This is a genomic window from Methylobacterium sp. CM6257 (assembly GCF_054611515.1).
Genome location: NZ_CM137735.1, coordinates 216919 through 237512, shown reverse-complemented (window position 1 = coordinate 237512; position 20594 = coordinate 216919). Strand labels below are relative to the sequence as shown.

At 70.0% G+C, this 20594-nt stretch carries 21 protein-coding genes; 9 read left to right on the top strand and 12 right to left on the bottom strand.

What is annotated here, in order from left to right:
- Positions 1-69: 69 nt before the first annotated feature.
- Positions 70-1503: an NAD-dependent succinate-semialdehyde dehydrogenase gene (locus ACYCO6_RS01225; protein ID WP_459768551.1), complete on the top strand. Its 1434-nt coding sequence runs from the start codon at positions 70-72 to the stop codon at positions 1501-1503.
- A 46-nt stretch (positions 1504-1549) separates the two neighbouring features.
- Here ACYCO6_RS01225 and ACYCO6_RS01220 read toward each other — a convergent pair whose 3' ends face one another.
- The 4 genes from ACYCO6_RS01220 to ACYCO6_RS01205 all read right to left on the bottom strand — a co-directional run bounded on the left by ACYCO6_RS01220 (position 1550) and on the right by ACYCO6_RS01205 (position 8295).
- The gene (locus ACYCO6_RS01220) at positions 1550-1756 is read right to left on the bottom strand and encodes a SlyX family protein (protein ID WP_459768549.1); all 207 of its coding nucleotides are present in this window, start codon (positions 1754-1756) and stop codon (positions 1550-1552) included.
- A 318-nt stretch (positions 1757-2074) separates the two neighbouring features.
- Positions 2075-3226, bottom strand: a complete 1152-nt coding sequence (locus ACYCO6_RS01215; RefSeq protein WP_459768547.1) for a GGDEF domain-containing protein — start codon at positions 3224-3226, stop codon at positions 2075-2077.
- Positions 3227-3519: 293 nt separating this feature from the next.
- Entirely contained in the window at positions 3520-7596 is a 4077-nt protein-coding gene (locus tag ACYCO6_RS01210) for a Pls/PosA family non-ribosomal peptide synthetase (protein WP_459768546.1), read from the bottom strand.
- Positions 7597-7707: 111 nt separating this feature from the next.
- Positions 7708-8295: a histidine phosphatase family protein gene (locus ACYCO6_RS01205; protein WP_459773395.1), complete on the bottom strand. Its 588-nt coding sequence runs from the start codon at positions 8293-8295 to the stop codon at positions 7708-7710.
- Positions 8296-8392: 97 nt separating this feature from the next.
- On the opposite strand from ACYCO6_RS01205, the gene ACYCO6_RS01200 reads away from it, so the two are divergent.
- Positions 8393-9385 carry a polyphosphate kinase 2 family protein gene (locus ACYCO6_RS01200; protein WP_459768544.1) on the top strand — a complete coding sequence of 331 codons (993 nt, stop codon included), beginning with the start codon at positions 8393-8395 and terminating at the stop codon, positions 9383-9385.
- 79 nt (positions 9386-9464) lie between these two features.
- Here the strand turns inward: ACYCO6_RS01200 and fabI are convergent, their stop codons facing one another.
- Positions 9465-10289, bottom strand: coding sequence for an enoyl-ACP reductase FabI (gene fabI, locus ACYCO6_RS01195; protein ID WP_459768542.1), 825 nt, complete (start codon positions 10287-10289; stop codon positions 9465-9467).
- Between the two features lie 102 nt (positions 10290-10391).
- On the bottom strand, positions 10392-11315 hold the full coding sequence (locus ACYCO6_RS01190) for a DnaJ C-terminal domain-containing protein (RefSeq protein WP_459768540.1): 924 nt from the start codon (positions 11313-11315) through the stop codon (positions 10392-10394).
- Between the two features lie 218 nt (positions 11316-11533).
- Here ACYCO6_RS01190 and ACYCO6_RS01185 point away from each other — a divergent pair, with 218 nt between their 5' ends.
- From ACYCO6_RS01185 to ACYCO6_RS01170, 4 genes are read left to right on the top strand one after another with little or no spacing between them, the layout of a single operon-like run.
- Positions 11534-11917 (top strand): VOC family protein, encoded by a 384-nt coding sequence (locus ACYCO6_RS01185; protein ID WP_459768538.1) that lies wholly within the window; start codon positions 11534-11536, stop codon positions 11915-11917.
- Positions 11917-12975: an iron ABC transporter substrate-binding protein gene (locus tag ACYCO6_RS01180; protein ID WP_459768537.1), complete on the top strand. Its 1059-nt coding sequence runs from the start codon at positions 11917-11919 to the stop codon at positions 12973-12975. The genes ACYCO6_RS01185 and ACYCO6_RS01180 overlap by 1 nt, the downstream gene beginning before the upstream one ends.
- Positions 12972-14024 carry a FecCD family ABC transporter permease gene (locus ACYCO6_RS01175; RefSeq protein WP_459768535.1) on the top strand — a complete coding sequence of 351 codons (1053 nt, stop codon included), beginning with the start codon at positions 12972-12974 and terminating at the stop codon, positions 14022-14024. The genes ACYCO6_RS01180 and ACYCO6_RS01175 overlap by 4 nt, the downstream gene beginning before the upstream one ends.
- Positions 14021-14794: an ABC transporter ATP-binding protein gene (locus ACYCO6_RS01170; protein ID WP_459773393.1), complete on the top strand. Its 774-nt coding sequence runs from the start codon at positions 14021-14023 to the stop codon at positions 14792-14794. The genes ACYCO6_RS01175 and ACYCO6_RS01170 overlap by 4 nt, the downstream gene beginning before the upstream one ends.
- A 39-nt stretch (positions 14795-14833) precedes the next feature.
- Here ACYCO6_RS01170 and ACYCO6_RS01165 read toward each other — a convergent pair whose 3' ends face one another.
- Both ACYCO6_RS01165 and ACYCO6_RS01160 read right to left on the bottom strand, forming a co-directional pair.
- Positions 14834-15610, bottom strand: coding sequence for a Crp/Fnr family transcriptional regulator (locus ACYCO6_RS01165; RefSeq protein ID WP_459768533.1), 777 nt, complete (start codon positions 15608-15610; stop codon positions 14834-14836).
- Between the two features lie 135 nt (positions 15611-15745).
- Positions 15746-16630, bottom strand: coding sequence for a glycoside hydrolase family 25 protein (locus ACYCO6_RS01160; protein ID WP_459768531.1), 885 nt, complete (start codon positions 16628-16630; stop codon positions 15746-15748).
- Positions 16631-16831: 201 nt separating this feature from the next.
- Between ACYCO6_RS01160 and ACYCO6_RS01155 the strand changes: the two genes are divergently transcribed.
- Positions 16832-17275 carry a DUF488 domain-containing protein gene (locus ACYCO6_RS01155; protein WP_459768529.1) on the top strand — a complete coding sequence of 148 codons (444 nt, stop codon included), beginning with the start codon at positions 16832-16834 and terminating at the stop codon, positions 17273-17275.
- Between the two features lie 13 nt (positions 17276-17288).
- Here the strand turns inward: ACYCO6_RS01155 and ACYCO6_RS01150 are convergent, their stop codons facing one another.
- Together ACYCO6_RS01150 and ACYCO6_RS01145 are read right to left on the bottom strand one after the other, a co-directional pair.
- Entirely contained in the window at positions 17289-17663 is a 375-nt protein-coding gene (locus tag ACYCO6_RS01150; RefSeq protein WP_459768527.1) for a DUF6894 family protein, read from the bottom strand.
- Between the two features lie 32 nt (positions 17664-17695).
- A complete protein-coding gene (locus ACYCO6_RS01145) occupies positions 17696-17908 on the bottom strand; it encodes a hypothetical protein (protein ID WP_459768525.1) in 213 nt (70 codons plus the stop codon).
- Positions 17909-18050: 142 nt separating this feature from the next.
- Between ACYCO6_RS01145 and ACYCO6_RS01140 the strand changes: the two genes are divergently transcribed.
- Together ACYCO6_RS01140 and ACYCO6_RS01135 are read left to right on the top strand one after the other, a co-directional pair.
- Positions 18051-18611, top strand: a complete 561-nt coding sequence (locus tag ACYCO6_RS01140; RefSeq protein WP_459773391.1) for a nitrilase-related carbon-nitrogen hydrolase — start codon at positions 18051-18053, stop codon at positions 18609-18611.
- 59 nt (positions 18612-18670) lie between these two features.
- Positions 18671-19240, top strand: coding sequence for a ClpP family protease (locus ACYCO6_RS01135; RefSeq protein ID WP_459768523.1), 570 nt, complete (start codon positions 18671-18673; stop codon positions 19238-19240).
- Positions 19241-19243: 3 nt separating this feature from the next.
- Here the strand turns inward: ACYCO6_RS01135 and ACYCO6_RS01130 are convergent, their stop codons facing one another.
- Together ACYCO6_RS01130 and ACYCO6_RS01125 are read right to left on the bottom strand one after the other, a co-directional pair.
- Positions 19244-20092, bottom strand: a complete 849-nt coding sequence (locus ACYCO6_RS01130; protein WP_459768521.1) for an oxidoreductase — start codon at positions 20090-20092, stop codon at positions 19244-19246.
- A 12-nt stretch (positions 20093-20104) separates the two neighbouring features.
- Positions 20105-20548, bottom strand: a complete 444-nt coding sequence (locus tag ACYCO6_RS01125) for a hypothetical protein (protein WP_459768519.1) — start codon at positions 20546-20548, stop codon at positions 20105-20107.
- Positions 20549-20594: the final 46 nt, after the last annotated feature.

The following is a 20594-nucleotide window of genomic DNA, read 5'->3' as shown; positions in this document are numbered from 1 at the left end:
ATTGCGGGCACGCCTCGGCCTGCCACATTCCGCCTGCGGCCGAACATGCGGCTGGGCGGGAAACGACCGATGTATCCGGATACCGAGCTTCACATCGCCGGGCGCTGGCGCGCGGGCGCCGACCGGGAGACCCTGGGGGTCCTGAACCCCGCCACGGGCGAGACGATCGGCCAGTGCGCCGTCGCGACCACGGCCGATCTCGACGAGGCCCTGGCGGCCGCGTCCCGTGCCTTCCCGGCCTGGCGGAAGGTGGCGCCGTTCGAGCGCGCCAAGGTGATGCGCAAGGCGGCCGACCTGCTGCGTGCCCGGGTCGACGACATCGCCCGGATCATGACTTTGGAGCAGGGCAAGCCGCTCGCCGAGTCGCGGGTCGAGACGCTGGCGGCGGCCGACATCATCGACTGGTTTGCCGAGGAGGGGAAGCGCGCCTATGGCCGTGTCATCCCGGCCCGTGCCGACGGCGTGCTGCAGGCGGTGGTGCGCGAGCCTGTCGGCCCGGTCGCCTGCTTCACGCCCTGGAACTTCCCGATCAACCAGGCGGTCCGCAAGATCTCGGCGGCGCTCTGCACCGGCTGCACGGTGATCCTGAAGGGCCCGGAGGATACGCCGGCGAGCTGCGCCGCCCTGGTCCGCGCCTTCCTGGATGCCGGCATCCCGGGCGACGCGCTCTCGCTGGTCTACGGTGACCCGGGGACGATCTCCGCCTACCTGATCCCGCACCCGGTGATCCGGAAGATCTCCTTCACCGGCTCCACCGTGGTCGGCAAGAAGCTGGCGGCGCTCGCGGGCGAGCACATGAAGCGGGCCACGATGGAGCTCGGCGGCCACGCGCCGGCGATCGTGTTCGGCGATGCCGACGTCGAGAAGGCGGTCGCCGTCCTCGCCCCGTCGAAGTTCCGCAATGCCGGCCAGGTCTGCGTCTCGCCGACTCGCTTCCTGGTGCACGATTCGGTGTTCGATCGCTTCGTGGAGGGCTTCACCAATTTCGCCAAGACCCTGAAGGTCGGCGACGGGCTCGATCCCGAGACCAGGATGGGTCCATTGGTCCACGGGCGGCGTCTCGATGCCATCGCGGCCCTTACGGCCGAGGCCGAGGCGAGCGGCGCCAGCCTGCGCACCGGGGGCAAGCGCATCGGCAACCGCGGCAACTTCTTCGAGCCGACGGTCTTCACCGAGGTGCCGCTGACGGCGCGGATCATGAACGAGGAGCCGTTCGGTCCGGTCGCTGCGATCAACCGGTTCTCGGACGACGAGGAAGCCCTCAGCGAAGCCAATCGCCTGCCCTACGGGCTGGCGGCCTACGCCTATACCCGCTCGGCCGAGCGGGCGGCGCGGGTGTCGAATTCGGTCGAGAGCGGGATGATCTCGATCAACCATCACGGCCTCGCCCTTCCGGAGACGCCCTTCGGCGGCGTCAAGGATTCCGGCTACGGCAGCGAGGGCGGCCCTGAGGCACTCGACGCCTATCTGGTGACGAAATTCGTCACGCAGGCCAATTTCTGAAGATCCGTCCGGCGCTTCGGGTCACCGAGGCGCCGGGCCGGCGCCATCAATAATGTGGCGGCGGCGGTTCCGGACCGCGCGGGGCAGCCCGCGCGGCCGCCTCCTCGATCTGATCCCGCAGAGCCTCGACCTGACGGACGAGCCGGTCGATCAGCCGCCATTGCTCGGTGACGATCCGATTCAGATCCTCGATCACAGCGTCCTGCTCGGTCAGGCGCATCTCCAGGCGATCGATGCGGGTCGATTCGTCCATGTTCGATCTCCGGTCAGACCCGCCCCAGCGCCTTCGCTGGCGGGACTGACCTCGGCTCGGCAGGGCGCGTGTCCGGACGGGAGGCGGAGGGCCGCCGGCTCGGAGCAAGGAGACGGTTCCGCGGAAGCCGAGCCCGGCTGCCTGCGCGCGATAGCCCCAGCCGAGCCTTCAGTCCACGGCTGCCAGGCGTCGAGGCCGTGACGTCGTCTCATCGCGCGGGGAACCGTCACGATGAAGGGCACGACGGCCATGGATCGGCGTCGGCCTCCTCCCGCCCGCGCCTGACATCCCTACGGGGCCGAGACCGCCGCGCCGGATTCAGGCGGCCTGCGCGACGATCTCGGCCACGGCGACCCGGTCGCGTCCCCCGTTCTTAGCGGCGTATAGCGCGGCGTCGGCACGCCGCATCAACGTCTCGAACCCGATCCCCTCGCGCGCCTGTGCGATCCCGATGCTGACGCTGACGCGCAGGTCGGGAAGCTCGGGCACGGAGATCCGCGCGAAGGTCCGGCGCAGCTCCTCGGCCCGGGCCAGCGCCTCCGTGGGGGAGACGTCCGGCAAGAGGCAGGCAAATTCCTCTCCGCCCAGGCGCCCGAGCAGCGCATCGCGCGGCAGCAGGGAGGTGGCCATGGCGCAGAACCCCACCAGCACCGCGTCGCCCACCGCGTGGCCATAAACGTCGTTGACGGTCTTGAACCGATCGAGATCGAACAGCAGCAGGGCCGCCTCCCGATGTCCGGCCAGAACAGCTTGCGTGGTCTGCGCGAAGGCGCGTCGGTTGGGCACGCCCGTCAGCGCATCGGTGGAGGCGGCGATGCGCTGCTCGCGCTCGGCCCGCTCCTTGACCAGTGCCATGAAGGTGAAGGCCGAGGCGATAGCGAACAGCATGGTGACGAAGCACAGGATCGCAACCCAGGGCGAGGTGAGCGGGTTCGGCCCGAGATTGGGCGGCGCCAAGACGGTCGACGGGATCCGAACGAGGTAGAACAGGCCCTGCAGCCCCAATACCGCGACGGCCGAGATGCGGGAGGCGAGGCGTTCAGCGCGGCCGCGCCAGATCTCCAGGGCGGCCGCGCCGCAGTAGAATGTCGCCGCCGCCGAGGCGTAGATGATCCGCGTCGCGATCGACTCGTAGAAGGCCGGAATCAGGCAGAGCCCGCACCAGATGAATGCGCCCGCGAGCGCACCGCCCAGGCGGGCCGGCCGACCCTCGAACGAGCGGACTCCGCTCCAGATCAGCCCGTAGGCCGCCAGAACCACTGCGTTGGCCAGCCCGACCGAGAGCAGATCGGGGATCTGGCCGCGCAGGGCGAGGCCGGCGGAGCCGAAGGCGCCCATCAGATGCGCCGTTCCCCAGAGGGCCAGAGCGCTCGATTCCGGCGCCTGTCGCCAGGAGGCTAGGAACAGCGCGCCGACCAGAAAGGTCGTCGCGGAACTGACGATCAGCAAGGTGGCCGGGTCAAGGTGCACGGCGGTCCATCGATCTCCAGCCCGGACGTACCAACGTCCACCCTCCTCCTCTCGCCGCCGAACAAGCCCGTCCGACAGCTGAGAAAGACAAATATCAGTCTGACATGGCGTGACTAAGACAGCATACCTGCGATGATCGTAAAATGTAAATAATCAGCCGCCGTCCCGAAGACAGGCCTGGAATACGGGCTTCGCGTGAGGATAGCCGGATCGCCCCGAGCCACGTTAGGTTCGTCGGGCCACGCGAGGCTGAGAGTTGGGATCCGACTGTTCAACGCGCGCCCGGGTGCGCCTCAGATTTGGGCGGCGTGGATCACCGGGACCGCGGGCGCGCCCTCCCATTCGGTGTTGGCCGGGATCGATTCGCCCTTCATCACGATGGTGAGAGGGCGCAGCCGCGCGTAGTCGCCGACCTTGGTATCGTACAGCACCGTCGCGAACGCGCCGACCGATACGCCGCGCCCGACGACGACGCGGCCGATCTTCATGATCCGGTCCTCGTACAGGTGGGTCTGCAGCGCAGAGACGCGGTTGATGGTGGCGTAATCACCGATGGTGACGCAGTCGAACTCGGTGATGTCGGTGGTGAGCATGCACACGCCCTTGCCGACCTTCACGCCGAACAGGCGCAGCACCCAGGGCAGGAACGGTGTGCCCTGGAGGTGCTCGAGCAGCACCTTGCCGGCGAGTCCCCAATAGGCCACCGCGATAGCCTCGGTGCGCATCGCCCACCACGACCACATCGGCCGCATACCGGGCTTGTAGACGCCCATGAGCAGCCACTTCATGGCGATGACTGCCGACGACTGGATCAGCGCGATGGCGACGCTGACGGCGACGAAGCTGACAGCCAGCCCCACCCAGTCCTCCTCGAGGATGGCCGGGTAGAAGTACCAGTCGATCGCCGTGATCGCGAGGGTGATGTAGAGCATGGGCGAGAACGAGGTCGCGAAGGCCTCGAACACGCCGCGCCGGACCTTCGGCCAGAGCCCCGGCTCGTAGGTGTGGGCGGTCGATCCGAGATCGACCTTCTGCCGGGCCGGCAGCCGGATCGGCGGCGAGCCGAACCACGTCTCGCCGGGGCTCATGGCGTCGTTCGCCGGGGGCTTCGACTTGATGCCGATCAGCACGTCATCCGGGATGACCGCGCCGGGCGGCACCACGGCGTCGTTGCCCACGAAGACCCGCGCCCCTGTGCGCACCGGCTCCAGGTGCATCCAGCCGCGCCGGATCTCCTCCTCGCCGTAGACCACCTCGTCGGCGATGAAGTTCTTCGCGCCGACCACCGCGAGATCGTAGCGGCCCGCCAGGTTGGTCGAGATCTCGGCGCCCTGGCCCATCTGGGCCCCCATCAGCCGGTACCAGGCCCGCATGTAGACGGTGGCGAACAGCGACGAGAGCGTTTCCAGGGTCACTTCGACGGCCAGGGCGAGCGACCACTTGCGCAGGTAGAATAGCGAATGGACCGAGTACGTGCCCGACCGTGTCCGGGGCAGCACGATCCAGCGGATGCCGGCGATCAGCAGCACCGTGCCGGCGGTCATCAGCATGGCGGTGGGCCAGGTGAGGATCGGCAGGTACCAGTGGTAATCCACGTCCGTGATGTCGGAGAGCGAGTCCGAGATCTGGTCGAAGATGAAGAAGGCCGGGAAGATCGGCAGCAAGCCGACCGCCGGGATCGCGCCGAGCAGCACGAGATAGGCGGCCAGGAAGGCGGTACGCCGTCCCCATGAGGCATCGGCAGATTCGGGCAATGCGGCCGGATCGGCCATCCCGACCTTCCGCCCGGGCGAGCCGTCCCAGCGCTCCGCGCGTCCGACCCGCGAGCCGGCCGGGATGGTGGTCAGGTCACCGATCTCGGCGTGGGGTCCGATCACGGTGTCGTGGCTGATCACGCACGAGGTCCCGATCGCGGCGTCGGCGCCGATCTCCACGGGGCCGATCACCAGCTCGTTGCCGACGATCTCGGCGTTGGCGATGACGAGGCGGCCGCCGAGCGAGGCGCCATCCCCGATGGTGAGGAGATCGGGGGCGCCGATCTCGATATCGGAGATCAGGGCGTCGCGGCCGACCCTGGCGCCCATCATCCGCAGATAGAAGGCGATGGCCGGGGAGCCCTGGAGCCATTTCACGTGGACCAGGGGGGCCAGCCGCTGCGCGAGCCACCAGCGGTAATAATAGGCTCCCCAGAGCGGGTAGCGGCCCGGCTTGGTTCGGCCGAGGACGAGCCACTTGCCGGCCACCGCCGCCACCGCCGTCACGGCGTTGATCGCCACGTAGACAAGCAGCAGCACCCCGAGTTCGGCGAAGAAGCTCAAGCCCCCGCCGGTGAGCAGCAGGTAGGTGACGAACATGCCGAGCCACTGCGCGGTGGCCAGCGCGATCACGAAGGGCAGAGCCACGAGTTGCGCCAGCCCACACAGGGCCCGGCGCAGGAGCGGCGGCGGGTCGAAGCTCAGGTCGCGGATCGCGGCCGAAGCGCCCATGCCGCCGGTGCGGGCGATCAGCGCATCGGCCATCGCCCGCACGGTCCGCAGGGCATAGACGTCCGGCAGGGTGATGCCGGCGAGCGCCGGGTTCTCGCGCACCGCCGAGACGAACCGGGCAGCGAGCAGCGAATGGCCGCCGAGATCGGCGAAGAAGTCGCCCTCCAGCGGGATCGGCTGGTTGCCGAAGACCTGCTTGGCGGCGGCCACGAGGGCCGCCTCGGTCTCGTTGGCGGGAGGCTCCTGCTCGCCGTCCGGGGCGGCCACCGTGAGCGGAGCGATCCTGAGGGCCTTGCGGTCGACCTTGCCGGAGGTCAGCCGCGGCAGCGTCTCGGCCACCTCGAAATGGCCGGGAACCATGTAGGGCGGCATCTGCCCGGCGAGTGTCCGGCGCAGGGCGGCGGTGTCGATCGACCGGCCCCGTTCCGGGATCAGGAAGGCGACGAGGCGGTCGACGCCGTCGTCCTGCCGCAGCACGACGGCGGCTTGGTTGATGTCCGGGACGCTCCGGATCCGCGCCTCGATCTCGCCGAGCTCGACGCGGAAGCCGCGGATCTTCACCTGATCGTCGATGCGGCCGTGGAAGACGATCCGCCCCGCCGCATCCAGCGAGACCGCGTCGCCCGAGCGGTAGAGGACCGGATCGGTCCCGTCCGACGCGAAGGGGTTGGCGATGAATTTTTCCGCCGTCAGCTCGGGCCGCGCAAGATAGCCGCGGGCTACGCCGGGGCCGCCGATTAGAAGCTCGCCCTGCTGATCGCGACCGAGCAGGCTCAGATCCTCGCCGGCGACGTAGACCGAGTAGTTCGGGATCGGGCCGCCGATGGTGACCGGCTCGCCGGGCCGCATCTCGGCGGCGGTGGCCACCACGGTGGCCTCCGTGGGCCCGTAGGTGTTGAAGAGCTGGCGCGAGGCCGTCGCCCAGCGGGCGACCAGCGGCTCCGGGAGCGCCTCGCCGCCCAGGAGCACCAAGCGCACCGTCGGCAGGTCGCCGGAGATCATCGCCAGCAGGGTCGGTACGGTGTCGAGCACCGTGATGCGCTCGGCCTCCAGGATGCCGGGGAGCGCTTCCACGTCGCCCATCATGGCCGGGCTCGCCACGAACAGGGTCGCACCCACGAGGTACGGGACCCAGATCTCCTCCATGGAGAGGTCGAAGGCCACCGAGGCGCCCTGGAACACCACGTCGTCGGCGCGCATCCCGTAGAGCGCGTTCCCCGACCGGAGGAAGTGACAGATGTTGGCGTGGCTGATGACGATGCCCTTCGGCACGCCGGTCGAGCCCGAGGTGTAGATCAGGTAGGCGGGGTGATCCGGCGTCAGGCCGGCGGCGCGCGGATCCGGGACCGGCGCGTCGGCCGGGGTGGCGGCATCGAGATCCGCCGGGGTCAGGGTCGGCGCCGCGTCCGGCGCGGACGGGGCCAGCGCCGGGGAGACCAGCAACGCCTTGGCGGCGGCATCCGTCAGACAGACCCCGACCCGGTCCGCCGGGGCCTCGGCGTCGAAGGGGAGCCACGCGGCCCCCGACAGCGTGATCCCGATCTGTGCCACGAGGAGATCCGGGCCGCGGGCCATCCAGAGGCCGACGACATCTCCGGGGCCAATCCCGCGATGGGCGAGGCCAGCGGCGACCCGCCCGGCCCGGGCGGCGACCTCGCTGTAGGTGAGGTGCGGGTGCACGCCGCCCGCTTCCACGCGCGCGCCATCGATCAGGCACGGATGGTCGGGCCGCCCCGTCGCCGAATGCAGGAAGATCTCGGACAGCACCTCGTCGCGGATCAGGTCAGGACGGTGCTCGCCGCGCAGGACAGCCGCCCCGGTGCCGGGACGCTCGCGCTCCCCGGCAGCCGGTCCGGGCCGGGTCTTCTCGGCGACGTCGCTCATCCGCTGCTCCGCTGGCCGGCCGCTCGGGCCGGTGCCTTCCGTGGCGTCCGCCCTATAGCCCGCCGATCGTGCCGTTATCGAGGCGGCTTTGCACTGCGCCCGTGCACGTGATCAACCCCAGTGCCATCCGTCCGGCTCCAGGATCAGGACCTCGCCCTGCCGGATCCCGAGGCGGGGCGCCGCGTAGACGTCGAGATGTCCCAGCGCCACCAGGGCTGCCCGCGCGACGCCGCCATGGGCGACGACGACCGTGTCCCGCTTCAGGCCGGCGAGCACCGGACCGACGCGCTCGACCAGAGCGGCATAGCTCTCGGCGCCGAGACCGGGTGGACGGTAGTGCCAGCGATCCCGGTCGCGCCCCGCGGCACCGGCCGGGTCGCGGCGGCGGATCTCCGCCCAGGTCGAGCCTTCCCAGCTTCCGAAGCCGATCTCGCGCAGTCGCGGGTCGGTGCGGTAGGCCTCCGAGGGTAGGCCGAGCGTCGTCCGCAGGATCTCCATGGTGCGCCGGGTGCGCTTGAGCGGGCTGGCGACGAAATCCGCATCGCTCAGCTTCGGGCCGGCCAGGGCGGCGAGGCGCTCGGCGACGGCGGCGGCCTGCGCCTCGCCCTGGGCATTCAGGTCGGTGTCGCGGCCGCCCTGGAGGCGTCCTTCGGCGTTCCAGTCGGTCTGGCCGTGGCGGATGAAGTAGATCGTGACCAACGGTCTCAAACCCCGTCCTGCGCAGGTATTCGGAACGGCCAGGATTGCCGGCCGTTCTCGCCGTCGGTCGGCTCCGTCCGGAAACAGGTCCTGCCCTATGTCGAAGAAGCACGGCAAGCATCATCGCGGCCAGAAGCGCGACGAAGACGTGACAGACCGGGAGGACCGGCACGGGACGCCGCCCGCGCACCTGCCCTCCACGGCCCGCTGGGCCGGGATGATCGACACAATCGCCGGCACCGTGCCGGCGGCGATCGGCGCGCACCGCCAGATCCCGATCCTCGCCGCCGCGGGCATCGTTGCGGTGGAGCCGGGGACGCGCTTCGACCTCGCCGTGGTGGATGCCGATGCCGATGGCGGTCTCGACAAGGACTGGGCGAAAACCGCGCTGGAAACGGAGCGCGCGCGCATCAGCGCGCTTCAGGAGCGGCTCTATGCCGAGCGCGCCCGTAGCCTGCTGCTGGTCTTCCAGGCGATCGACACCGGCGGCAAGGACGGAACGATCCGGACGGTGCTCAAGGGCGTGAACCCCCAGGGCTGCACCGTGACCTCGTTCAAGGTGCCGTCGAGCGACGAACTCGATCACGACTTCCTGTGGCGCTACCATGCCCGGACGCCGGGACGCGGCATGATCGGGGTGTTCAACCGCAGCCATTACGAGGATGTGCTGGTGGTGCGGGTGAAGGGTCTGGTCCCGGATGCGGTCTGGCAGAGCCGCTACGGCCGGATCAACGATTTCGAGCAGCTCCTCACGGAGTCGGGCACGACCGTCCTGAAGTTCTTCCTGCACATCTCGAAGGCGGAGCAGAAGAAGCGCCTGGAGGCCCGGATCGCGAAGCCGGAGAAGCACTGGAAGTTCGACCCGGCCGATCTGGTCGAGCGGAAATCCTGGGATTCCTACCAGCGGGCCTTTGCCGACGCGCTCTCCCGCTGCTCGACGCCGCACGCCCCGTGGCTGGTGGTGCCGGCCAACCACAAGTGGTTCCGCAACTACGTGATCGCCAAGACGGTGGCGGATACGCTGGAGGCGATGGACCCGCGATACCCCGAGGCCCCCAAAGGGATCTCGGATCTGACGATCCCGGATTGAGGCGGGCGGCGCGCTTCGACGCGACGTTTCCGGACTTCCCCGGCCAGTCGTGAACGCTCCCGGCCTCTCGGACGGGAGCCTATTCCTTGTCGAGGGTCAGATCCGGCGCTTCGGGGTTCTTCATGCCGACGACGTGGTAGCCCGCATCCACGTGCAGGATCTCGCCGGTCATGCCGGCGGCCATGTCGGAGACCAGGTAGGCCGCGGTCTCGCCGACCTCGCCGATGGTCACGGTCCGACGCAGGGGCGCGTTGTACTCGTTCCACTTCAGAATGTAGCGGAAATCGCCGATCCCCGAGGCGGCCAGCGTCTTGATCGGACCGGCCGAGATCGCGTTGACACGGATGTTCTTCGGGCCGAGATCGGCCGCGAGGTAGCGGACCGAGGCTTCAAGCGCCGCCTTGGCCACGCCCATCACATTGTAATGCGGCATCCACTTCTCGGCGCCGTAATAGGTCAGCGTCACGAGGGAGCCGCCCGGGCGCATGATCTTCTCGGCGCGCTGGGCCACCGCGGTGAACGAGTAGCACGAGACCAGGAGCGACTTGGTGAAGTTCTCCTCCGACGTCTCGATGTAGCGGCCCGTCAGCTCGTCCTTGTCGGAGAAGGCGACGCAGTGGACGACGAAGTCGATGCCCTCGGGGAAGACCCGGGCGGCCTCCTCGAACACGGCGTCAATCGTGGCCGCCTCGGTCACGTCGCAATGGCCGATGACGTGGGCGTCGAGTTCCCTGGCCAGGGGCTCGACCCGCTTGCGCAGGGCGTCGCCCTGGTAGGTGAAGGCGAGCTCCGCTCCGTGGGCGCGGGCGCTGCGGGCGATGCCCCAGGCGATCGAGCGGTTGTTGGCGACCCCGAGAACAATGCCCCGCTTGCCCGCCAGAAGGCCCTGCCCGTGTTCCGCCATGATCGATCCCGAAGCCGCGCGGCCCTTCTCAGGGCCGGGGGGCCTCCTTAGCGGAGGCGGCCCGGCGACGGAAGTCCGGGGCGCCTCTACGCGCTGACAGGCTTACGCTGCCTTGGCGGCCCGGCGCCCGCGGGCGAACTCCATCAGCGCCGCATCCTCACCCTGAGGCAGAACGATCGCCGTGGTGGCGAACAGGTCGCCGGGCGTGCCGTCCTTCTTCGGCAGCCCCTTTCCGCGCAGGCGGAAGGTGCGGCCGGAACTCGTCATCGCCGGGATCTTCATCTCGACGGCGCCGGTGAGTGTCGGCACGCGAATCGTCCCGCCAAGGACGGCATCCTCCAGGGGCACATCGACGGTGGTGCGCAGGTCGGAGCCGTCCACAGTGAACCGGGGATGCGGCCGGATCTTGATGGTGAGCAGCGCGTCACCGGGCTCGCCGCGCGGGCCGCCGCTCTGGCCGAGGCCGCGGAGCCGGATCGTCTGGCCGTCGACCACGCCGCGGGGGATGACCACGTCGACCTCCCGCCCGGTGGGCAGGTAGAGGCGCAGCTTCTCCTCGCTGGCGACCTGTTCCAGGGTGACCGACAGCTCGGCGGCCACGTCCTCGCCCTTGGCCGCCTGGCGGTGACCGCCAGGGCCGGCGCCGCCCGCGCGGAACGCCTCGCCGAAGATGTGCGAGAAGATGTCCTCGCCCATCCCGCCGCCCATTCCGCCCTGCCGGCTACGGGCCATGTTCTCGAAGTCGAAGCCGCCTGCCCGCCCGCCGCCGAAGCCGCCAAATCCTTCGAAGCCAGTGGCGCGCGGCCTGCCCTCGGCGTCGATCTCGCCGCGGTCGAACTGCTTGCGCTTCTCGGCGTCGCCCAGGATCTCGTAGGCCGCATTTGCCTCGGCGAACCGGTCCTTGGCCTTCACGTCGTTCTTGTTGCGGTCGGGGTGGAAGTCCTTGGCGAGCTTGCGATAGGCCTTCTTGATCTCGGCCTCGCTCGCCCCCTTGGCCACGCCCAGCACGTCGTAGGGATTGCGCATGGATCTCTTGGCTGTGCGGTGTGGGGTCTCCACCCCGATGTGGGAAGGATGTTGCATCCCTGCAACGGTCTCAGCGGCAAAACTCTGCGGGTTCGTGCGTTGCGTCAAGCGGCGGATCTCGTCCCGAGGCGCACAGGGCCTTAGTGTGAGACGGCGATCGAGATGCGCGTCCTGCGCCAGCCTGCGCCGAAGTCAAATCGCGGAAGACCGGGGACCCGATGCAATACGCCTGTGACCACGTCCATCTGCGCAGCCGCGACGCCGTGCGGGCCGCCACCTTCTACGTCGAGGCCTTCGGGGCGCGGGAGGTGAAGCGCGTCGGCGACGCCCCGGTGCAGCGCGTCGTCCTCGACCTCGGCGGACTCACCCTGTTCATCGAACAGGCACCCGCCGAGACCGCGCCCGCGACCCGCACCCCCTGCCTCGGGATCGAGCATATCGGGCTGCGCGTCGCCGATATCGAGGCGGCGATGGCCGATCTCACCGCCCGGAATGTTCCGGTGCGGACCGGCATCACCGAGCGCGGGCCGGGCCTGCGGATCGCCTTCGTGGAGGGGCCGGACGGAGCGCTGATCGAGATCCTGGAGCGCAAGTCCGCCTGATGCTGTTCGCGCCCGGACGCGGCCGCGGCGCCTCGCTCGCCGGCGTGCTGACCCTGCTCCTCGCGCTCGCCGGCGGAGCCGCGGCACGGCCCTTCACCGATGCGGCGGGCCGCACGGTCGAGCTTCCCGACCGGGTCGAGCGGGTGCTGGCTGCCGGCCCTCCCGCCTCGGTGCTGCTCTACACTCTGGCGCCCGACCTGTTGGCCGGCTGGGTGAGCGCCCCGCGGCCCGAGGCGCTCCCGTATCTGGAGCCCCGCACCCGGACGCTCCCGGCCTTTGGGCGCCTGACCGGGCGCGGCGGCACCGCCAATGTCGAGGCCGTGCTGGCCGCCAAGCCCGATCTGATCGTCGATGCGGGCAGCCTCGGGCCGACCTACGCCTCGCTCGCCGACCGGGTCCAGGCACAGACGGGCATCCCCTACATCCTGCTCGACGGCAGCTTCGCGCGGACACCCGAAACCTACCGGCAGCTCGGAGCGGCTCTGGGCCGACAGGCCGACGCGGATGCCCTGGCAGCCTCTTCGCGGGATCTGACCGACACGGTGGCGAAGGCGGTCGGGTCCCTGCCCGAGGAGAAGCGGCCGCGGGTCTATTACGCCCGCGGCCCGCGCGGGCTTGAGACCGGGTTTGCCGGCTCGATCAACACCGAACTGGTGGACGCGGCCGGCGGTCGCAACGTCGCGCAGGGCGGCGACGGTCGGCTCGGGCGCGTCTCCCCGGAGCAGGTGCTGGCCTGGAATCCGGACGTGATCGTGACCCTCGACCCGGCCTTCGCGGCCTCCCTGCACACCGATCCGCTCTGGCGGGACGTGAGGGCCGTGCAATCGGGCCGGATCTACGTCGCACCGCTCCAGCCGTTCCCGTGGTTCGATGCGCCGCCGGGGGTCAACCGGCTGATCGGCCTGCGCTGGCTGGCCGGGCTGCTCCATCCGGACCTGTTCCCGGAGCCGATGCCGGACGTCGTGAGGGCCTACTACCGCCGTTTCTACCACGTCGACCTTGACGCCGCGCAGGCCGCCTCCCTCCTCGCCCCGGCGGCCCCGGGTTCGGCGCAGTGAGCCGGAACGCGGCCGCCGCGGGACGGGCATCGGCGCGCCGCCTCCCGGCGCTTTCGACGACGGTGCTGTCCGGGCTCGCGCTTCTGGGGCTGAGCCTGTTCGCGCTCGCGGTCGGCAAGTACCCGGTTTCACTCGCGGACCTGGCTGGCGTGCTCGGCCACCGGCTGCTCGGCCTGCCGGCGCGGGCTCCGGCGGCGGCCGAGACGGTGGTGATGCAGGTGCGCCTCCCGCGGGTCGTGGCGGCCCTCGTCGTCGGCGCGGCGCTGTCGGCGGCGGGAGCGACCTACCAGGGCCTGTTCCGCAACCCGCTGGTCTCGCCCGACATCCTCGGCGTCTCGGCCGGGGCCGGGCTTGGGGCCGTGCTGGGAATCTATCTCGGCCTGCCAGTCGCCCCGATCCAGGCACTCGCTTTCCTGGGCGGCCTCGGCGCCGTGGCAGCGGTGTACGGCGTCGGGCTCGCGGTGCGGCGCCACGATCCGGTCCTGACCCTGGTGCTGGCGGGCGTCGCGGTGGGCGCGGTTCTCGGGGCGGGCATCTCGCTCCTGAAGGTTCTCGCCGATCCCTACAATCAGCTGCCGGCGATCACCTTCTGGCTGCTCGGCAGCCTGTCCTCGGTCACCCTCGGCGATGTCGGTGCCGTCCTGCCGATGATGCTCCTCGGCCTCGCACCGCTGGTGCTGCTGCGCTGGCGCATGAACCTGATGAGCCTGGGCGACGAGGAGGCCCGCGCGCTCGGTGTCGAGACGCAGGCACTCCGCCCGGTGCTGATCGCCGGCGCGACGCTGATCACGGCGGCCGCCGTCTCGATGAGCGGCGTCATCGGCTGGATCGGATTGATCGTGCCGCATATCGCCCGGCTGCTCGTCGGGCCGGATTACCGCCGCCTGCTGCCGGCGTCCCTGGCCCTCGGGGCCGGCTACCTGCTGGCCGTGGACCTGATCGCGCGCACGGCCGGGACGGTCGAGGTGCCGCTCGGCATCCTCACGGCTCTGGTCGGCGCGCCGTTCTTCCTGTGGCTGCTGGCGGCCGGGCGCCGGGGGTTCACCTGATGCTGCGGGTCGAGGACCTCGCCTTCGGCTATGGCAGGCGGAACGTCGGCGCGGGCGTGTCGTTCGGCCTCGACGCGGGCGAGGTGCTGTGCCTCCTCGGGCCGAACGGAGGCGGCAAGACCACCTTGTTCAAGACGCTGCTCGGCCTGCTCCCGGTGCGGGCCGGGCGGGTCGAGCTCGACGGTGCGGACCTGTTCCGCCGGTCGCGCAGGGAGATCGCCCGGACCGTCGCCTCCGTGCCGCAAGCGCATGCGGCCTATTTCCCGTTCACGGTGCGCGAGGTGGTGGTGATGGGACGCGCCAGCCGGCTCGGGCCATTCGCCTCCCCGGGCCCGTCCGACGCGGCGGCGGCCGAGCGGGCCCTCGCCACGCTGGGGATCGGGCATCTGGCCGACAGGGTCTACACCGAGATCAGCGGCGGCGAGCGGCAGCTCGCCCTGATCGCGCGGGCGCTGAGCGGCGAGCCCCGGCTCCTGATCATGGACGAGCCGACCGCCAGCCTCGACTTCGGCAATCAGGCCCGCGTCCTCGGGCAGATCCGCCGTCTGGCGCGGGCCGGCATCGCCGTCCTGTTCTCGACCCACGATCCCGATCACGCCCTGCTCTGCGCGGACCGGGTGATCGCCCTGCATGACGGCCGCCTCGCCGCCTGCGGGCCGCCAGCCGCGACGGTCACCCCGGCGCTGCTGCGCCTGATTTACGGGATCGACGTGGTGGTGACGCCGGTACCAGGGGTCGCCGCGCCGATCTGCGCGCCGGTCATCGACTGAGCGCGCGTGCCGAACCCCCCGGGCCTGATCTCTTCGCGTTCAGGTCAGCGCACGGCTTGCGGTCGCCGGCTGTTCGGTCCTGTGACCGTTCGCCGGGCCGTAAACCGAACCGAGCACGGCCTCACCATGCGCCCGCACACGGGCATGGCACTCGCAGGCCGCCGCCGAAACGGCCTCCCGATCGAGGATCGTGATGCGGCCACGCCCGACCCGGATGAGACCCTGACCCTGCAGAATCCGCAGGATGCGCGTCAGGTAGGTGCGCTGGACCCCGAGCATCGCCGCCAGGAGCTCGTGGGTGATGGGGAGCGTATCGCCGCCGATCCGGTCCTGAAGCGTCAGGAGCCACCGGAGGCAACGCTGCTCGATCGGATGCAGGGCATTGCAGGCCGCGGTCTGGAGAAGCTGCGCCACCAGGCAATCGGCATAGCGCGCGAACAGGTCACGGAGCTGGGCGGATCGTTCGCCGGCCTCCTGCAGCCGTTCCGTCTCGAGCCGGAGCATGGGTCCGCCGATCTGCACCATCGCGTTGGCGGAGGCCGGAACCCGACCCTGGCTGACGATCCCGCCGATCGCGCCGTCGCGGCCGACGGTGGCGGTCTCGGCGGTTCGCCCGTCCCGGGTGGCGATGACCAGAGCCACCACGGCCTGATCGCACGGGAAAGTGATGTGCGTCACCTCGGAGCCCGCCTCGAACACGGTCTCGCCTTTGGCATAGGAGACCGGCTCCAGATAGGAGGCGATCAGCGCACGGTCCGGGGCGGAAAGGGCGTCGAGGAGCAGGTTGCCCGTCGGGGCGGCGTGATCGATAGGCATTGCGAGCGGAGGAGTGCGGGGACAGAGGCTCCCGACAGGATCCTCACAGGCGCGCCCGTCGGCGGCCGGACCCGGCAGGCATACTCCGCGGGCTCCGCTGCTGAACTAACCTGTGTTTCTTCGCATACCGCATCACTACTTGTCGGTGCAAAGACCTTGTTCCGAGAGCCGCTTGTGGTCGCGCGGGTCGCAATCGGTGGACAGGAATGAGGCCCATTCGGAGGGGGTGCCGTAGAAGGCGTTGCGGTCGACATCACCCCTTACGCCGGGAACGCGGCCGGTCGAGGTGAACTGCCACAGCATCCAACGACGGCCGACGAAGCGCTGCTCCGGCTCGGCCGCGGTGGAGCGCAACCAGTGCGGGTAGTCGGGCAGCTCTCCTTCGAGCACATCCTTGTGGAAGGTGATGTCGGTGTAGATGATCGGGCGCTTGCCCGTGTAGCGCTCCATCTCCTCCAGCATCTCGGTGACCATCGCCAGCGCCTGCGCCTTCGGCAACTTCTTCGGGCAGGTCTGCGAGTGGCCATTCCACTCGACGTCGAGCACCGGCGGGAGCGCGGTCGGATCGTTGGGGACGTTCTTCTTGAACCAGTCCATCTGCTCCTTGGCGGAGCGGCACCAGAACACGAAGTGATAGGCGCCCCGCGGCACGCCGGCCCGTGCGGCGCCGTCCCAGTTGGTGCGGAAGCGCTCGTCGACGTGGTCGCCGCCCTCGGTCGCCTTGATGAAGGCGAACTGGGTCCCCGCGGCCCGGACCGAGGCCCAGTCGACGTTGCCCTGCCACTTCGAGATGTCGATACCCTGAATCGGATGGAGCTTGGCCTTGGCCACGCCCGGGTGGGGCTTGGTATCGCCCTTGGTCGGATAGAAGTCGTTGTTCGACGCACAGGCTGCGAGGCCGGCGAGAGCGGCGGCGGCGGCAACCCGGCCGGCGATGCGCCGGGCGGCCTTCAGGTGCCCGGTCAGACCCTGCGCGAAGTCCTCGAAAGGCGACCGCGAAAGCTTGTGGATCCGCGACATCAGTGCTCAGCCCGCCACCGAGAAGCGCCTCAGACAGGCGTATTCGATGGCCCCGGCGCGGTTAACGGAGCTTTGCGATCATTGCGGCGGAATTCCGAGATGCGTTGCAAAGCCGCGACATACGCCGCACATCCCCGGCTGTTTCACAGGATGGGATACGGCTAAGTGCCGGTTCCGAAACGCGAGTCCGGTCACGCCGTCGTGAGCAAGCAAATCTTTACCATAGGCTACGAAGGCCTGGATTCGGAGCGCCTGGGGGGCGTCCTGCGCTCTGCCGGAGTCGCCCTGCTGGCCGATGTCCGAGCGGTGGCCAACTCGCGCAAGCGCGGCTTCTCGAAAGGGGCGCTCGGGGCCTCCCTGCAGGAGGCCGGGCTGGGCTACGCGCACCTGCGCAGCCTCGGGACGCCGAAAGCGGGTCGCCAAGCGGCGCGGGCTGGCGATGCTGCACTGATGCGCCGGATCTACTGCGAGGAGGTGCTGGACACCGCCGCCGGGCAGGAGGCCCTCGACGGCCTGGCTGCCATGGCCGAGGCCGCGCCCGTCTGCCTGCTCTGCTTCGAGCGCGATCCGGCGCTCTGCCATCGCCGCGTGCTGGCGGAGCGCCTCGCGCAGCGGGGCTTTGCGGTCAGCGACCTCTACGGCTGAGGCGCGGTCGGGCTCAGGGCCCGAGCAGCGGCGGCACCTTCGCGCCGAGCGCCCCCGCGAGCCGCCGGACCGGGCCGAGAGCGGCGCCCAGGCGCACCGGCGACGCCTTGCGCGGCGGGCGTGGCCGCCGGCGATCCGGATCGGCCACTGGTTCCACGGGCATGTAGAGCGCGTCGAAGAAGGTCATCTCCAGGAGCGTCGCGCCGGTCTCGTCGGTGATCACCATGGCGGCGTCGAGCAGCCGGGGGTCACCGTTGTGCTGGCGCATCAGACCCTGGACGATCGTGCGCGCGGTCGCCCGGGCGGCGTCAGCATCGGCGACCCATTGGGCCGCCGATGCAGGCAGGCAGGCGCCGTCGAGGCGGATGTTGAAGTGGGCGCGGACCATCGGGCGCTCCTCGGCGGGGCCGGCTCTGGGCGTCAGGCGGCCTGCGCGTCGTCGACCGGCTCGGCCTTCTCGGCCGCCGATTTGGGGTCGAAGGCGTCCGCCAGGAGGCCGAGGCGGCGCGCCATGTCCCGTACCTCGTTCAGCGCGATCGACTTCTGGCCTTCCTTCACCGCCCGCGTGATGTCGCTGACCTGCGTGGTGGCGATCCGCTTCAGTTCGTCGGCGAGCTGCTGGCTGGTCATCATCGCATCCGGGCTCGGATTATCGGTCTGGGCCGGGACCGTGGAGTGCCGGCGCTTACCAAGGCGTTGCGCTAGCGCGCCGCGCCTGTGGACAAGATGGGACGTGTCGGACGGGCCAGACGGCCTGTAAGGCCAGCCAGATCATCTGCGACGACGGCAGATATCCCGAGATCCGGCGCGACTGCGCCATGCGGGGCGCCGAGCGGATCATCCGCTGCCAGGGCTGCATGTACCCGGCCAGGAGCAGCAGATCGTCACCTCGAAGGCGATGGCGTTCGCCAACAACGCCTACGTGGCGGTGGCCGACACCGCCGGGTTCGACGGCGTCTCCACGTATTTCGGCCACTCGGCGATCATCGGCTTCGACGGCCGGACGCTCGGCCAGTGCGGCGAGGAGGAGATGGGGATCCTGTACGCCGCCCTGTCGAAGTTCCTGATCCGGGATGTCCGCGCCCATGGCCAGTCGGAGGACTACCTCTTCAAGCAACTACACCGCGGCTACACCGGCATGATCAACGCGAAGGAGAACCGGCACGGGATGTCGGAATGCCCTTACGACGTCTACCGGCCCTGGATCGAGGATCCCGACGGAACCCGCGACGTCGTCCGGGCCATTACCCGTCAGAGCGTCGGCACGGAGGAATGGCCGATCGAGGGTATCCCCTTCGTGGGCAAGGGTCAGGGTTCGTCCGACCCGGTGCGCTGAACATCTCCGGGCTCGCCTCCGTTGGGACGAAACGGCCGCGCTGAACCACCGGGAGAACCATGGACGCCACCCCCCTCGACCCGACCGCGTTCCGAGCTCCGGCCGTCCTGCTCTCAGGCCCGGTCGATTACGCCATGTACCGCGATTTCCGGGGTCAGCTCGACGCGGCGGGCGACCGCGAGATCGTGGTCGTCGAGCTGACGACGCTCGGCGGTGATCCGGAGGTCGCCCGGATGATGGGAGAGGATATCCGCTTCAACAGCGCGATGGATCCGCACCGGCGCTTCGTCTTCCTCGGCAAGGCGGCCATCTACTCGGCCGGCACGACCTTCATGAGCTTCTTCGCCCGGCCGAACCGCTACCTGACCTGCGGCACGCGTCTGATGATCCACGAGCGCAAGATGAACAAGCAGCTCCAGGTTGAGGGGCCGCTCACCACCTGCATCGCCTCCGTGAAGGCGGCCCTCAACGAGATCCTGTGCTCGATCGAGATCCAGAACGAGGGCTTTTCCAACCTGATCGCGGGTTCGGACGTCACCCTCGACGAGGTGCTCGAGAAGGCCTCTGCCAACTGGTATCTCGAGGCCGAGGAGGCCAAGCGACGAGGCCTGATCGAGGCGGTGATCTGACGCTCAGCCCTCCGGGTAATCGGCCCCGAGGCTGGTGTCGCGCCACGCCTCGATCTCGGCGAGACGCTGCTTCAGACGGCTCGTGACCGCGTCGTATCCCCAGGCACCGAGCACGAGGTGGCGCGGCGGGTTCTCGATTTCGGTCACCCGGATCATCGCCTCGCCGGCCCGCACCGGATCGCCGGCCTGGGTGCCGCTCTTTTCCGACGTGGCTTTCAGCCGCGCGCCTGCGGTCTCGGCGTAGTCGGCGATGGTACTGGGCGTCTGGACCAGGGAGCGCCCGGCCCAATCGGTGCGGAACGGCCCCGGCTCGATGCAGCTGACGTGGATGCCCAGCGGCCCGGCCTCGGCGGCGAGCGAGTCCGAGAACCCCTCCACGGCGTGCTTGGTGGCGGCGTAGTAGCCGGAGGCCGGGAAGCCCACGAATCCCGCCACCGAGGTGATGTTGAGGATGTGGCCCGAGCGCTGCTCCCGCATGATCGGCAGCACCGCCCGGGTCAGCGCGAACAGGCCGAACACGTTGGCGTCGAACTGCGCGCGGATCTTGTCCTCTTCGCCCTCCTCGATGGAGGACTGGTAGCCGTAGCCCGCGTTGTTCACGAGCACGTCGATCCGCCCGAACGTGTCCTTCGTGGCGCGCACCGCCTCCGCGATCTGGTCGGCCTCGGTGACGTCGAGCGGCAGGGCGAGGACGCGTTCCCCGGCGCCCTGCGCGAGATCGGCCACTTTGGACCGGTCCCGCGCCGTGACCACGACGCGCCAGCCCCGCGCGACGACGAGTTGGGCGAGTTCCCGGCCAAAGCCGGTGGAGCAGCCGGTGATGAACCAGACCGGGTTCGTGTTCTGCGGCATGGTGTATCCTGGTCAGGGCGTCGCGGCCGGCTCGGCGAGCCGGTCGATCGAGAGATGGTAGGCAATCAGGGCCGTCTGGTCCTCGCGCGCGATGCCCGAGCCGGCATCCGCCCAGAAGGCGTGCCCCTTGCCGGTAACGCGGGCGATCCGCGCCGTATCCGAGGCTTCGTTCGCGGCGACGACCTTCGCGCGCAGATCGCGGTCGACGAGCGCCCGCAGCTTGTCCGCAGGATCCGCCGAGAGCTCCGTCCGGCCGGCCTCGGTGCCCTTCAGCCGGTCGACCTCGTCGCGCGAGATCCGGCGCCCGAGGATGGCGAAGGCCGTCTGGCTCGGGTAGCGGTCCGGATTAAGCAGGTCCGACCGGTCGGGCATCGGCGCGTCGCTGAAGCGGCCGACGATCAGGGTGACGCCGGCCGCGATGCCGGCAGCGATCAAGATACGGCGCGGCCAACCCATGGTCGGTAGCGATCCTCCCCGATTCCACCCTGCGGAGCTGCGGGGA

Coding starts and splice junctions, on each gene's coding strand:
- ACYCO6_RS01135 (WP_459768523.1), top strand. CDS start 18,671: ATGGACGCCACCCCCCTCGACCCGACCGCGTTCCGAGCTCCGGCCGTC.
- ACYCO6_RS01220 (WP_459768549.1), bottom strand. CDS start 1,756: ATGGACGAATCGACCCGCATCGATCGCCTGGAGATGCGCCTGACCGAG.
- ACYCO6_RS01130 (WP_459768521.1), bottom strand. CDS start 20,092: ATGCCGCAGAACACGAACCCGGTCTGGTTCATCACCGGCTGCTCCACC.
- ACYCO6_RS01190 (WP_459768540.1), bottom strand. CDS start 11,315: ATGCGCAATCCCTACGACGTGCTGGGCGTGGCCAAGGGGGCGAGCGAG.
- ACYCO6_RS01180 (WP_459768537.1), top strand. CDS start 11,917: ATGCTGTTCGCGCCCGGACGCGGCCGCGGCGCCTCGCTCGCCGGCGTG.
- ACYCO6_RS01125 (WP_459768519.1), bottom strand. CDS start 20,548: ATGGGTTGGCCGCGCCGTATCTTGATCGCTGCCGGCATCGCGGCCGGC.
- ACYCO6_RS01200 (WP_459768544.1), top strand. CDS start 8,393: ATGTCGAAGAAGCACGGCAAGCATCATCGCGGCCAGAAGCGCGACGAA.
- ACYCO6_RS01185 (WP_459768538.1), top strand. CDS start 11,534: ATGCAATACGCCTGTGACCACGTCCATCTGCGCAGCCGCGACGCCGTG.
- ACYCO6_RS01145 (WP_459768525.1), bottom strand. CDS start 17,908: ATGATGACCAGCCAGCAGCTCGCCGACGAACTGAAGCGGATCGCCACC.
- ACYCO6_RS01225 (WP_459768551.1), top strand. CDS start 70: ATGTATCCGGATACCGAGCTTCACATCGCCGGGCGCTGGCGCGCGGGC.
- fabI (WP_459768542.1), bottom strand. CDS start 10,289: ATGGCGGAACACGGGCAGGGCCTTCTGGCGGGCAAGCGGGGCATTGTT.
- ACYCO6_RS01165 (WP_459768533.1), bottom strand. CDS start 15,610: ATGCCTATCGATCACGCCGCCCCGACGGGCAACCTGCTCCTCGACGCC.
- ACYCO6_RS01160 (WP_459768531.1), bottom strand. CDS start 16,630: ATGTCGCGGATCCACAAGCTTTCGCGGTCGCCTTTCGAGGACTTCGCG.
- ACYCO6_RS01150 (WP_459768527.1), bottom strand. CDS start 17,663: ATGGTCCGCGCCCACTTCAACATCCGCCTCGACGGCGCCTGCCTGCCT.
- ACYCO6_RS01210 (WP_459768546.1), bottom strand. CDS start 7,596: ATGAGCGACGTCGCCGAGAAGACCCGGCCCGGACCGGCTGCCGGGGAG.